The 13,158-nt window shown below is 57.6% G+C and carries 9 protein-coding genes; 7 read left to right on the forward strand and 2 right to left on the reverse strand.

The features are described from left to right. Window position 1: 1 nt before the first annotated feature. Window positions 2–3,262 carry a glycosyltransferase gene (locus FHT29_RS28490; protein WP_112442710.1) on the reverse strand — a complete coding sequence of 1,087 codons (3,261 nt, stop codon included), beginning with the start codon at window positions 3,260–3,262 and terminating at the stop codon, window positions 2–4. 36 nt (window positions 3,263–3,298) lie between these two features. Further along, entirely contained in the window at window positions 3,299–4,579 is a 1,281-nt protein-coding gene (locus FHT29_RS28495) for a polysaccharide biosynthesis/export family protein (RefSeq protein ID WP_348644905.1), read from the reverse strand. A 372-nt stretch (window positions 4,580–4,951) separates the two neighbouring features. Here FHT29_RS28495 and FHT29_RS28500 point away from each other — a divergent pair, with 372 nt between their 5' ends. The 7 genes from FHT29_RS28500 (at window position 4,952) to FHT29_RS28530 (ending at window position 13,156) form a co-directional block, all read left to right on the forward strand. Beyond that, window positions 4,952–6,148 (forward strand): glycosyltransferase, encoded by a 1,197-nt coding sequence (locus FHT29_RS28500; RefSeq protein WP_081999545.1) that lies wholly within the window; start codon window positions 4,952–4,954, stop codon window positions 6,146–6,148. A gap of 432 nt (window positions 6,149–6,580) precedes the next feature. After that, the gene (locus FHT29_RS28505) at window positions 6,581–7,621 is read left to right on the forward strand and encodes a hypothetical protein (RefSeq protein ID WP_168600673.1); all 1,041 of its coding nucleotides are present in this window, start codon (window positions 6,581–6,583) and stop codon (window positions 7,619–7,621) included. Between the two features lie 190 nt (window positions 7,622–7,811). After that, window positions 7,812–8,942 (forward strand): hypothetical protein, encoded by a 1,131-nt coding sequence (locus FHT29_RS28510; RefSeq protein ID WP_113109004.1) that lies wholly within the window; start codon window positions 7,812–7,814, stop codon window positions 8,940–8,942. Window positions 8,943–9,133: 191 nt separating this feature from the next. Continuing rightward, entirely contained in the window at window positions 9,134–9,493 is a 360-nt protein-coding gene (locus FHT29_RS28515; RefSeq protein ID WP_047639060.1) for a hypothetical protein, read from the forward strand. Window positions 9,494–9,554: 61 nt separating this feature from the next. Beyond that, the gene (gene csgH, locus FHT29_RS28520) at window positions 9,555–9,869 is read left to right on the forward strand and encodes a curli-like amyloid fiber formation chaperone CsgH (RefSeq protein ID WP_092574215.1); all 315 of its coding nucleotides are present in this window, start codon (window positions 9,555–9,557) and stop codon (window positions 9,867–9,869) included. A gap of 714 nt (window positions 9,870–10,583) precedes the next feature. Further along, the gene (locus tag FHT29_RS28525; protein ID WP_168600674.1) at window positions 10,584–10,934 is read left to right on the forward strand and encodes a hypothetical protein; all 351 of its coding nucleotides are present in this window, start codon (window positions 10,584–10,586) and stop codon (window positions 10,932–10,934) included. Between the two features lie 518 nt (window positions 10,935–11,452). After that, window positions 11,453–13,156 carry an EAL domain-containing protein gene (locus FHT29_RS28530; RefSeq protein WP_047639057.1) on the forward strand — a complete coding sequence of 568 codons (1,704 nt, stop codon included), beginning with the start codon at window positions 11,453–11,455 and terminating at the stop codon, window positions 13,154–13,156. Window positions 13,157–13,158 lie beyond the last annotated feature (2 nt).

Raw genomic sequence — 13,158 nt, forward strand, 5'->3', positions numbered from 1 at the left:
GCTATTCCAGCATTTCGATGTTTTGTGGCGCCAGCCTGCCCTTCAGCAGGTCGTGGAAAGCCATGATGTTACCCTTGAGCCGTCCCTTACGGTCGACCCAGGGCTCCGGCCGCCAGGTTTTGAAGAGATTGGCGACCAGGTTGCGGCCGATCTGCGCCGTTGCGTGCGGCACGCTCATGGTACGCTTGCGCATCAGGTAGAGGGGGTTGGCAATCTGAGAATAGCCAAGACGGACACCGGCCGACCGGCCGCTCTTGGTGCCGAGATGAACACCTTCGAGCTGCTTGGCACTGACCACCTGACCATAATGAGCGGCAAGCCGGCTGAAGTCGACGTCCTCGAGCCAGCCATAGGATGGCAGGTTCTCGTCAAAGCGCAGGCCGGTAGCGTTGATGATGGCCATCCGGATTGCCATGTTGCAACCATAGGCGTTGTAGACCGGCTGAACCTGCATCGTAGGCTCCGAGCGCCGTCGGCGCTTGGCTTCGACCAGCCGCAAGCCGTCCCGAACGGAAATGCCGGGGCCGGTGATACCGTCGGCCAATACTGTGCCCGTGCACATGACGACATCGGGCTGGAACTGAAACAGCCGTTCGGCTTCTTCGATATAGGTCGGCGTCATCAGGAAGTCGTCGTCGAGGAACAGGACGATATCCGCATCCCGAATATTGTCGAGGATGCGATTGCGTTGACGGCAAAGGCCACGTTCGGAGATGAGCACCCGCACGGGGAAGTCGAGATTGCGAAGGCAGCTCGGATCGATATCCTCCGGCGACGAAAGGCAGACGACGACCTCGTCCGGCTTGCGGCTCTGGTTGGCGATATGGGGAAGGATGGACGACAGGATGTCCCGCCGGCCGGTGCTGGCGATGCCGACGACGACCTTGAGAGGGCGACCCGCCGTATAACCCACGAGGCGTCTGGTGGAAAAGCGCGTCTCGCGGCCCCGTGACTTGCGCCACCAGCGGCGACGTTCGCCATGTTGCCGCTTCTCGTAGCTGCGGTTGGCGATGATGCCGAGGATATTGATCGACGTGGTGCCGAAGCTTGCGAGCGCATCAGACAGCCGCTCGACCGTCATCTTGTTGGTCTGCCCGACGACAACGACGATACCTTCGAGATAGGCGCAGATGACCCGTGTATCGGCGGAGTCCTCGAAGGCGGACATGTCGACGATGACGACCTTGTATCGCCGCCGCAACAGGTCGATCTCAGCCTTCAAGGCAGGCAGGTGCCCGTACCGCTGGAAGGAGGCGACCGACTTCTCCGTCTCGTCGACGGTGACGACAGGAACACCGCCGTGGGCCTGCGCGGAGGACCTCTCGGCCTCGGGCTCATGATCGGTCTTCGCAACCAGCATGCCGCTTTCATGCGCTACGGCATAGCGGCGCGGCACATCATTTACGCTCAGCACCTCCATCCCGAAATCCATGCCGGATTCCATCGCCACGCAACTCAGCCGCGCGTTGAGAAAATCGGCATCGATCAGCACCACGGAGGCGCCTTCGTGCTGATAGAGTTGCGCAAGATTGGTCGCGACCGTCGTCTTGCCTTCGCCGGTGCCGACCGAGGTGATGCCGATCACCATAGGCGCATTGGGCGGGAAGGAGGAATCGATCGAGTGCTTGACGCCACGCAACGCTTCGGAGAATTGCGAATAGGGCGTGTCGAGCACGGACCTCAGCGGCAACATGGTTCGCCGCCATGAAGAGCCTCCTGCCACTATATTACCGGGCACGAAAGATGGGCTGGTATAGACGGGGACATGACCAAGCAAACTGAGCCCCAGCTCCCGCCGCAGCTTCTCGCTTGAACTGACGCGTCGATCCAGGCCATCCCGCAGGAGTGCCGCCATCAGGCCGGCCGTAAGGCCCAGCATGGCGGAGAAGGGGATTACAAAGGACGATTTCGGCCAGGCCTTGGTCAGCGGTGCGGCGGCGGCCGTCACAACGCGGACGTTGCCGAGCGGGAAGGATTCCTTCTGCATGGCGCCGATCAATTGCTGGAGAATGCTTTCATACATGCGGCGATATGTCGTTGCCCGGCTTTCCATTTCGGACAATTCCACGCGTGCGAGGTTCTTGTCCGTCCCGGTTTCCTTTAGCGAGGTCAATTCATCACCCAGAAGCCCTTCCCGGGTCTTGGCGACCTCAAGATTCGCGCTATAGACGGCTTGGATACGGGCAAATTCCTTGCGCATTTCGTTCTTCTGCCGGTCAATTTCCTGCTGCGCGGCGATAACGGCGGGATTGTCGGCGTCATATCGGCTGATAAGGTTGTTGAGCTTGGTGGTCGCCACACCGAGATCTTCCTGCAGCTTCTGGATGCGGGGATTGTTGATTGTCTCGTCGACGTCGCCCTCGACCTTGCCGCCCGCCAGCAGCTGGTTGAGCGTGGCAAGCTTGGCGGACTCAGCCGCCGTCTGCGCCTTCGCCGCGACTGCCTGGCTGCTGATCTCGGACAATTGTTGCTGATCGAGTGATGAAGAGTTGCTGATCTCCATAATGCCGTTCTTGGCGCGAAACTCTTCCACACTCATGGCCGCTTCGCGTGCCTGCCGACCGACCTCGATGAGCCGTGTTTCAAGCCATTTGGCACCACTTTGCGCCGCGGAGGCGCGTTCCGACAACCCCGTCTTGATATAGGCCTCGGCGATCGCGTTCGCCGCCAGCGCAGCCTTTTCCGGATCGATGGAACTATAGCCAATCTCAAGAATGTAGGATTGGCCGACCCGGGTGACGGAGACCCTTGAGAGAAAGGAGGCCATGGTGCGGCGCATCAAGTCATCGTCGCTCGGCACGGCCTTGACGCTGGCATCGCCGTGCTTGAAAAAGCTGATGAAGGCGCGCAGCTTGTCGTGGAAGGCCGCTTGCCACGACACGCCTCCGACGATCTCCGGATCCTCGCTAAGATTGAGTTTCTCGACCACGGCGCGCGCGGTCGCTTCGGACTTGACGATCTCGACTTGGCTGGCAATTTCGGCTGCCTCGATGATGACAGTGCCCGTGAACGCATCCTGGGACACTATACGCCCCTGGTCCGGGTCCATGACGACGCGCGTTGTTGCCAGGTAGACCGGCTGTGTCGTGGCCATATAGAAGCCACCGATGCCGAGTCCCGCCGACGTGAAAATGGTGAAGATCAACCAATGACGCTGCAGAAAGCGCCAGATATCGCGAAACGAGATGTATTCGCTGCCCCCCGAGCGCTTGGTATCCGATGGCGTACCGCGCAAGCCCTTACCGATCTCGTGAACTGCCATAATTGTTCCCCAACCTTAGTTTGATTGTCTTGATTGTCATTGGGATTGCGTGGGATCGACCGAGGACAGCACCGTACCGTCCAGGTTTCCGGAAATGTTGTAGCGAACGTCCAGAACGTCTCCGGGCTGCAATTCCGTCGTTTCCGACACTTGGGTAGCGGCGGTGTCGCCGCCGCCTCGCGTAATCCAATATTCGCGCGGCTGAAGATCGAGCGACTGGATACTCTGGCTGCGGGAGAGCGACGCGCCGGCGATCTGGAGCAGCTGCAGCGTCGTATTGCGCTTGAGTTTCGTGTCCTCGATATCTGTCTCGGTCGTCTGCAGTTGCTGCCCGGCTTCGGTCTTGCGCTGACCTTTGAGGTTCAGGGCGTCGCGTTCGGTTTCGCTCAGCTTCTGCTTGGCCTGCATCGACGCGACGACGAGGTCCAGCTTGCCGGCCTGCATCTCGGCAACGATCCGCTCCAGCGAGGTCTTGCGTGACGTCGTCAGGATCTTGGTGTCGACCAGCTTCGTAATATCGCTCAACTCGTCCTGGGCGATCTTCACCTGCTCGTCCTGCGAGCTCATCTTCTCATCGAGAATGTTGATTTCGTTGTGCAGCAGCGTCTCGAGGTCCCCCGCGGATACGAGCTGCTGACGCAGGGCGTCGGCACGGGCATTGAACAGATCGATCTCGCTTATCATGATCTGCTTGATGACCGACCCATCCGGTGCGGCCTTGATCTCCGGCGGGAATGTGATGGTCGGCTGATCGTTGAGTTCGGCCATCAGACGAGCGCGCCGGGCACTGAGCTGCTTCAATTGCAGCTCCATGCGATTGATCTCGCCGGCATAGCTGATCTGCTGCGCCTCGGAATAGTCGCCCGTCTGACTGGAATGGCGCTGGCTACCACCGGCCATGGCGATGGCCTGTTTGACTGTCAGGCCCGGACGGAACTCCAGTTCGCTTGGCTTTTCGACAGCACCGGAGACGTAGATCATCGGATATTTGACCACCTCGACCGAGGCGGTGGGCGCGACGGCAAGACCGGTGATCTGCTTCAGCTTGTCGCCGATGTCGGCGCTGACGATGCTGGTCGTCTTGTCGTTGACCTGCATTTCCCCGATCATCGGGATAGAGATTGTACCGGATTGCGAAACGACATATTCGCCGTTCAGCGCCGTCCATTCCTTGTATTCGCCTGTCGCGGCGATCCATTCGACGATCGCCACCTTGATCCGCGTCTGCGGTCTGATGTGGTAGGCCGTGTCGGCCGCAGCGCTGGTTGTGTCGAGCAAACCTGCCCCGGAAAGCGCCAATGCCAACACCCATGGCACCAGGGCTCCAGAGGGCTTGCGGCCGAATCGGGGAGAGAAAACGGAAGTTGGAAGCATGGGCGAGATCTCGTTGTTATGTCGCTTGCGTCGCCACAAACCGGGACAAGCGCTATGCAACGAGATCATCAGCTGAACGCATAACGTGTAAATACCCCGCGGCAGCGCTTGGGCTAATCACTTCTGGCAGGACAAACAGGCGCCTCGAACATCCCTAGGCCGGCTTGCACATCCTTGCGTGCAGGCTTTCATCGTCAGTTAACTCTTTCGGCTGCCCACTTCGGCCATTTGGATGCGATGGCGGACCGATATGGGTTCTGTCGCAAAGGTTGCCGCCCGCACAATGTTGTTGCGACCCAAGGAGGGAAAAGAACAATGCGGGTAGCAATCGTTCATTATTGGCTTGTGTCGATGCGCGGCGGCGAAAAGGTGGTCGAAGCCCTCTGCGACATGTACCCGGATGCCGACATCTTCACCCTTGTCTATGATGAAAGTCGCGTCTCCGAGAAAATCCGCAAGCATAAGGTCACCACATCCTTCCTGCAGCGTATCCCGGGCGCCATCAAAGCATACCAATCGCTCCTACCGCTGATGCCTTTTGCGCTGGAGAGCTTCGATCTCACCGATTACGATCTGATCATTTCGAGCGAATCGGGTCCGGCCAAGGGCATTATCCCCCCGCCGCACGCAACACATGTCTGCTATTGCCATTCACCGATGCGCTACCTTTGGGATCACTATCACTTCTATCGGTCCCATGCCGGTCTGGCGTCGCGGCTGATGTTGCCCGTGCTGGCGCCGCTACTGCGGTCCTGGGATGTCAGCACAAGTTTGCGTGTGGATCGCTTCGTCGCCAATTCGCACCATGTCAGCGACCGCATCAGCAAGTATTATCGCCGCCCGGCAACCGTCCTTCATCCGCCCGTCAGCGTAGACGATTTTACGCCGTCAGCTGTCATCGACGACTTCTATCTCTGCGCCGGCCAATTGATCCCCTATAAACGTATCGACCTGGCGGTAGAGGCCTTCACCCGGATGAACCGCAAGCTGGTGGTGATCGGCGAAGGCAAGGAGATGGAGCGCCTGAAGCGAGCCGCAGGCCCCACCATCACCTTTCTCGGGCGCGCGCCGTTTGCGGTGTTGAAGGAAAAGCTTTCCCGCTGCCGTGCGTTGATCTTTCCGGGCGAGGAGGATTTCGGCATTGTTCCAGTCGAAGCCATGGCGAGCGGCAGGCCCGTCATCGCCTATGGCAGCGGCGGCGCACTGGAAACGGTCGTTCCGGGCCTCAGCGGCATGCTGTTTGGCGAGCAATCCGTCGAAGGCCTGATCAAGGCGGTGCGTGATTTCGAGGAGAATGAGCATCTCTTCCATCCCGAGGCGCTGCGGGCGCATGCAGGTCAATTCAGTCTTCGCAATTTCATGGTGGGTATGCAGGCCATCATCGATGAGGAACTGATGATGCGAAAGACGGTCCAGCACCGCAGAGATTACAACATCGCCGCCATGCAACGCGCGTTCGAAGCGCAGTTGCCGGCGCTCGTCACCGAGCCACGTAGTGCAACGCTTCAATAGATCCGGTAGCCTCTCGATTGCGAGCGGTCATGCTGCTCTCATGTGTAAGCCGCAAGCTTGAAACCGCCGTCGGCAAGAAGAACAAGCGGGGAGCGAGTTCAGCGGATGGATCCGCATGGTCATTATACCTTTGGCGTAGGCGGTTGTTGTTCCCCATCCAAAAGGCGTACAAAGAAATAGCATGTTCACCGATATTTTATGATAGCTTGCGATAAGAGAATCTCGTTTTTCATACTGTGGGGGGATCAAACGCGTATTCTCACTTTGGGATCGAAGGCTTGTCTGGGCTCTTTGCTGGCCATTTTTGCTGTTTGCGCAAAACAGGCTTCGGCCCAGGACCAAGCCGTTTTCGCCGGCCAGGTCGACTTTTCCTGGCAACAATTCTCAATTCCGTCCGTAGGTTCCGGCACGCTTCCAATGGGAGAGAAGAGCGTGACGGCTTCCGGGCCGACAACGGGATTTTCGGCAGGCGTTCGTCTATCGCCTGACCCCGATGCCTTTTCCCTGATGTGGACCGGAAGCTATTTTGATCTTTCTGGGCATTCCAGTTCGACGAACGCTATTTCGAGCAACCCGTTCATTATCACGGTTGGCTCGCCGGGTTCCGGCGAAATCGATCTCTCCACAATTACGGACAGCTCCGGCGCATCAGCGCTTGCGAATGTCAATTTCACCGATAGCACCGGTGCGACGACCGCAATTTCCAGTTCCGCCTCCTCTCCGGCGGGTCCGAATTCCGTAACGCAATATGCGGTGAGCCCGACTGCCGCCGGCGCTGCGTTTGCGGCGCTGGTCACTGACGGCAGGGGACCGAGCGCTGCGTCCTACGGCGCCTTTGCGGATGGCCAGGGTTTGATTTTCGCGGGTGTCGGAGATTTTGGCGCGAGCACCGTCCGCACATGGTCTTTCGTCCATGCGACAGGCTATACCCAGACCGTCTGGCTTGCAAAGCCACTCGCGCCGGACAGGGATTTCACGCTCAAGGCTGGATTGACTTATCGCCGTAGCCGCGAAAGCTATGGAAACGGCATGGCCTTCGACCTGGCCAGCAGCGTTTCGGGCGCAAGCATACCGACCGTAAGCCTGTCGGAGGCCGGCAAGTTTAACGTCGAGGCTGGCGGCCCCGTCTTTGGTTTCGACGCGCGTTTCCATCCGCCCGCTCCTTTCATGATCGGTGTCAGCGGCACGGCGGGTATGGCGTTCTTCGGGGCGCGATCGAGACTGACCCACACAGTCGTCCTGCCTCAGGTGGCTGCAATCGAAGATGCGGCAAGCGTGCGGCGCGACAGCGGTGTGATGGGGCTCACCGGCATGGAAGTCAGCCTCATCTTCCCCTTGGAGGAGCGCGTTGAACTCCGCGTGTCCGGCAGCGTTCAGTCAACATTCGGCGCACCACGGCCGACAGCGGGCGATATCAAACGGTACAATACCAGCCAATATGGAGTAGGAGTGTCCTTGGCGGCGCGGTTCTGAAATAGAAGCGAGCGCTTTCGGACGCGCCGGCAATTTTGTCAGCAAAGACACACAGGAGACGAAGCAGATAGAGATAGCTGGTCTCGAATATCGCCCGATTTGCCGCCGGACGCATGCAGCAGCCCATATGATGACCGCGCTGCTGCCGTGTCCTTTTGACAAATCGCCAGAATAATTCGGGGAGAGAAACATGGCCGAAGAATTCAAACGAAGGATGCATCTCTACATCATTCAAACGATCTATGAGGCCGTTTGCAACCCCGAGGGATGGAGCGATGTCGTTGGCGAAATCAGGAAGATTACAGGCGCAACCAGCGCCTTTTTCATGGGAATAGGCCCCGGCGCGGAACAGAATGCCAGTGTCGTCAGCAAGCACGTGGACAGGAATCTGCTCATCAGAGCCGATTTCGTCGACATCGTCCATACCGTAACAGCAAGTCTCGGCCAGGGTGGAACCGTCGCCCTTGATATCAAGCGGAATGGCTCCACCTGGCAGGCATATCTTGCCGACATGTTTGATTGCGAGGGGCAGCTGGTCATTGCCATTATTACCAAAGAAGGGCAACGGCGTTTCATTCTCGGCCTGATCTTCAGCTACGAAGATCAGGCCGATGTCAGGCTTGCCAATGAATTGCTCATGGCACTGACCCCACATCTTCAAATCGCAATGGGCATTCATCGACAAATGCTGAAGGATCGGGAGAAGGCTGAACGGCTCGACCACTTCTTTTCCCAGTCCGCGACGCCGCGCGTCATTGTCAGCGATGATTTCAGGATTATCGAAAGCAACAGGGCCTTCGAGCGTCTGATCGAGAAGAACGGTTCGTTCCTGAAAAGATCGGAAGGCTTTCTCACGGTGGCTTCATCGGCTCTGCGTCAGGAGATCGACAGGCTTCTGGCGCGATCGCAGCAGCATGCTGAAACGGGCCATGCCAATATCGCCTGGGTAAAGGAGGCGGAAGGTGGTTTTGGTTGGTTGTTGAAAGTTGAGCCTCTTGGATCCAAGTCGCTCAATGTGACGCCATTTGCGAATCTCGGTTTCGGCAACGACGCCAAGTCCATGCTGAGTTTCTGCAAGATGGGGGACCGCAACGGATTGACACCCGCCGTCGTCGGCAGCGTGCTTGGTTTGACCACGGCCGAGGCCAGCCTTGCCTGCGAACTTGCGCAGGGAAATGCCCCAGCAGAGATCGCTCATGCTCGCGGCGTCGCCAAGAACACGGTCCATAATCAGCTGACTTCGATCATGGCGCGGCATGGATTTCATCGACAGGGGCAACTGCTCTCTTTTCTGTCAACGCTGTCTCTCTTTATCGGATAGTCCATCTCCACCAGGCGGCAGGCTGTTTTACCTACGCTGCGAAGTGTTGAGGCAGCCCCTCATGAACGTCAGCCCAAGTCATCTCTTAAAACCGCTATTAGCTTAGCCTGATTGAGGCACTGCAGAACGCCGGGGACGTCGATAGCCTGCAATAACCGTCAATGGGGACGGATATTGAAAGGGGAACATCCATGTCCATGAAAACTCTGATTCTTTCCGCCGCTATCGTATTTGCCTCGACTGCGGCCTTTGCCGGCGGCAACGTGTCTGTAACGTCGCAGAGCGGCACAGGCAATATGGCTGCAACCGGACAAGTCGGCCACGGCAATTTTTCTGGCATCGGTCAGGTCGGCAAAGGAAATTACGCCCAATCGCTGCAGAGTGGCAAAAACAATATCTCGGCAACGGCTCAGTTCGGCAAGGCCAATCAGTCCTATACGAACCAGGCTGGCAAGGCCAACCTCTCGGCGACTGTCCAGTTCGGTCATTCCAACTATTCTGAAACGGATCAGTCTGGCAAGGGCAACATGTCCGTGACGGTCCAGCACTAATGCGCTTGGGAGAGCCGGCGCTTCGCCCGGCTCTCCCAAACTGTAAGGAGCTCGAAGTTCGATGGTAAACGCCCTACCGCCCGCAGACACTTGCAAGATCGAGTACCAGGATATCGGTGGCATGACGCATCTTGCCGCCGTGCTGATCCCCGCCAAGGCACGCGAGGGAAGCTACCAGTTTCAGGTCCAGTCGACTTCGGAGGGAGGCGTGTCCTCCAACATGCAAGGGGGAGAGTTTTCTGCCAAGGGAGGACATCGCGAGGATCTGTCCAAGACTATCGTCGGCAGCACACCCAGTAGCTGGGCCGCGGAGCTGCAGGTCTTCGATGCATCCGGAAATCTGATTTGCCGTTTTGCCTTGCCGGAAAAAAAATAAGCGAGACGCGATGAGGCACCGAGCCATGGTCCGAAGAAAATCGCGCAGATATTGTAACTTTCAAGACGCTCGCCAAAGCCCCCGGCTCGCTCGGGGGCTTTTTTTGTTGGGTGCATGATAATGGATCACACGCAAGCATAAGCTTGACCTGTACTGGCATTCCGCGCGCCGTCACCATCGATCTCCTCGGCAATGATGGGGTATCCGCGCCGTCTGACTTTCCACCTTTCATTCAGGCTATGCGGGGCGGAGGATATGCGGGCGGGAGACAAGGTCGATGCGACCAGGCTCGACGAGCATTCCCGATGTGGAGCATCACATCAACAAGGACTAGAGCAGGCGGTCGGACGTACCTCCAAATCGATTAGATGCAACGTGCAATTCCGACCAAATGTCCTGTCTTTGGAGGGGGCGTCGAATATGAACCTGCTGGATATAGTCTAAGTGATTAAGTTGCTTGCGCAATTGGTGTCATGCTCACGGCGCGTCCATCGCTCTCCCCCTTCCTTTTGCTGATTTGACAGGTCCGGCAGTGTCGTCGCTAAATTCGGATCAAGAGGCCCGATTTATTGAGGCAAGCGGGCTCACTCGCCGGCTTGCTTCGTATCTGAATAATGACTTGCAGATCGGCACTTTGTCATCCTGACAATCCGGCATGCGGTACTCAACCAAACAGCGGTCTCAATAATAACATTAAAAAAGGGAGCAATTGCAATGCAGGCACGAGACATCGGAACGCCCCGGATCCTCCCAGCCCGACGTGCCGGCATCGTTGAGCATCCAACTGCCATCGTCATGGCCGGCGACAAGACCGGCAGCCCCGGCATCAATCCCAGCCGAAGAGAAGTCCTCTGGGGTGTATTGGAGATAGGCGATATCGATCTCGGCTTCGATGACGGTTTGAGTTTCGAGATCTCCCCGCGATCACTGAGGGATGCAAATCGGAACCGGCCGGCCTCCAGCGTCGGCACAAATGACACGAATAACTATGCTGACAGATCCTACCGGGCAGTCGATCAATCCGGCCGGCAACTTCTTCCCAACCGGCGTCATTCGAACAGTTAATTCCGATGCCCGTTAATGGCGACCTTGATCGGTGGAGCCGCCATTGAGCGTTCAGCAGGGACAGGGCTGAGATAGGCAGGCGCAAGCAGCCAGATGATGCTATAGGAAGTGCCTGGAAGCACAGGCAACGCCTTTCGATTCTTTCATGTTAAAATATACTCACGCTTTAAACTTGCACAAAAGCGTGCTGCACATGCTTGCAGAACGACGCTGGCTTTCGGCGAGGTCGAGAAGGTTGCTTTTGACTATCGATAAGGGTTCCGGCGAGCGTGGCTCCGTTAGCGATTTGTCAACAGCTTTTTCGCCCGTATATGTTGTAGCGCCAATTAGCTATTTTCTAATTAAACATCTGGTAATATGTTAATTTAAAATAGTCGCCAAGCGCCGATAAAGTTATGCCTGCGCCCGTACGATTGATGTGACTGCGATAATGGATGCATAAGCGCCGATGCGAACGGGCTAGTTCAAGTTGGATAGCGGCCACACGCCGGGTGGCTGTTTTGGGAGGACTAGGCCCTATGCCCGAAAGCCGTGTGGATCGGTCGCAGCTCATTCCACAAGAGTCCGAATCTGAGAGCGGTTTCGACGCGTTGATCTCACTCTGGGACCTCGATCTCAAACTGGTCGATTCCTCCAAGAAGTTTAAGGAGCATGTTGGTCTTGGATCTCGGACAGGCATAACGTTGCGGCAGGCCTATCCTGCCTTGGCGAAGCCCGCCCTTGCGGCCATCGTCCAGCTGGTGATTGATACCGGCCAACCGCGAACCATCCGGCTCGACGCTTCAATGCCCAAGAAATGCGACCTGTTGTTGTTTTATATCCGGACCGGTCTTTTGGTCATCGAGATCGACGGTGCGGATGCCAAGAAGAAAACGTCGTCTGAAGACGGTGAACGGGCACGGCTCATTCATCAGGCAACACATGATGTTTTAACCGGATTGCCGAATCGCCGCCAATTCAGCGCGGAGTTGGAAAAGCTGCTGCCGGCCAGCGGAGAAGCAGGACCTGCCCTGATGCAGCTCGATCTGGACGACTTCAAGCCCGTCAATGATACGTTGGGGCACGGCGCCGGAGATGTCATCCTTCAACTTGCCGCCGAAAGAATAAAAAAAACCCTCGGTCGAAATGGGACGGTTTACCGCCTCGCCGGCGATGAGTTCGCCATCATACAGGTTGGTTCGCAACAACTCTTCGAGGCTGAAAGATTGGCGGACGCTCTGGTCGCCGAATTCAAGAAGCCGTTTGTCGTCAACGGTATCTCGTTGTTCGTCGGCGTCAGTATCGGGGTTGCCGTCGCGCCACGAGACGGCAATGAGGGAGAGCAGCTGATGAAAGCTGCCGACGTTGCTCTCTATGCGGCCAAGAAGGAAGGCCGGCGTCGGGCGCGAACATTCGATCCGAGCATGCTGGTCGTGGTGGAGCAAAGGGAGTTGCTGCGTCGCAGTCTGCGCGTGGCGCTCCAACACGATGAGTTCTTCATCGAGTACCAGCCGCTGGTCGAGCCTCCATTCACCGTCGTCGGCTTCGAGGCGCTGATACGCTGGCGGCATCCCACCCTGGGGATCATTCCGCCGGCAGCCTTCATTCCCATGGCAGAGGCCGACGGCCTGATGAGTGAAATCGGCCAGTGGATGTTCGAGGAAGCATGTAGGGAGGCCCTTACGTGGCCGGTGAACTACAGCCTGGCCGTCAATCTTTCCCCTGCGGAATTCCTGACGCCGGGTTTCACCGATCGGGTCTCGCAAACACTCGACGTGGTCGGATTTCCCGCCGAGCGCGTGGAACTCGAAATCACTGAAGGCGTTTTATTGGAGCGCACCATCAACAATCTCGATACTCTGAACACGCTCAACGTGCTCGGAATCCAGATTTCACTAGACGATTTTGGGACCGAGTATTCTTCCCTGAGTTACCTCAAGAATTTCCCGTTCGATAACATCAAAATCGACCGGTATTTTATCAGGGACCTTTTGCAGGACAAAAAGAGCCAGACCATTGTTCGCTCCGTGATCACCCTGGCACATGGCTTGGACATGCGCGTAACCGCGGAGGGGGTCGAGACGGCGCAACAGGCCGCCTGGCTCCAGGGCGAAGGCTGTGACCGATTGCAGGGATATTTTCTCAGTCCGCCGCTCGATGTCGACCGGCTTCATGACTTTATAAAGCAAAGGGCGCGCGTGCATCCGGCCGTGACCTTTGATGAGGTCGAGGCCAGACCCTGATT

The organism is Rhizobium sp. SG741 (genome assembly GCF_012275435.1).
Taxonomy (GTDB): domain Bacteria; phylum Pseudomonadota; class Alphaproteobacteria; order Rhizobiales; family Rhizobiaceae; genus Rhizobium; species Rhizobium lusitanum.

What these genes read in the sequence shown, in the direction of transcription:
- FHT29_RS28490 (WP_112442710.1), bottom strand. Translation starts at nt 3,262, where the DNA reads ATGGCAGTTCACGAGATCGGTAAGGGCTTGCGCGGTACGCCATCGGAT.
- FHT29_RS28500 (WP_081999545.1), top strand. Translation starts at nt 4,952, where the DNA reads ATGCGGGTAGCAATCGTTCATTATTGGCTTGTGTCGATGCGCGGCGGC.
- FHT29_RS28510 (WP_113109004.1), top strand. Translation starts at nt 7,812, where the DNA reads ATGGCCGAAGAATTCAAACGAAGGATGCATCTCTACATCATTCAAACG.
- FHT29_RS28515 (WP_047639060.1), top strand. Translation starts at nt 9,134, where the DNA reads ATGTCCATGAAAACTCTGATTCTTTCCGCCGCTATCGTATTTGCCTCG.
- csgH (WP_092574215.1), top strand. Translation starts at nt 9,555, where the DNA reads ATGGTAAACGCCCTACCGCCCGCAGACACTTGCAAGATCGAGTACCAG.
- FHT29_RS28525 (WP_168600674.1), top strand. Translation starts at nt 10,584, where the DNA reads ATGCAGGCACGAGACATCGGAACGCCCCGGATCCTCCCAGCCCGACGT.
- FHT29_RS28530 (WP_047639057.1), top strand. Translation starts at nt 11,453, where the DNA reads ATGCCCGAAAGCCGTGTGGATCGGTCGCAGCTCATTCCACAAGAGTCC.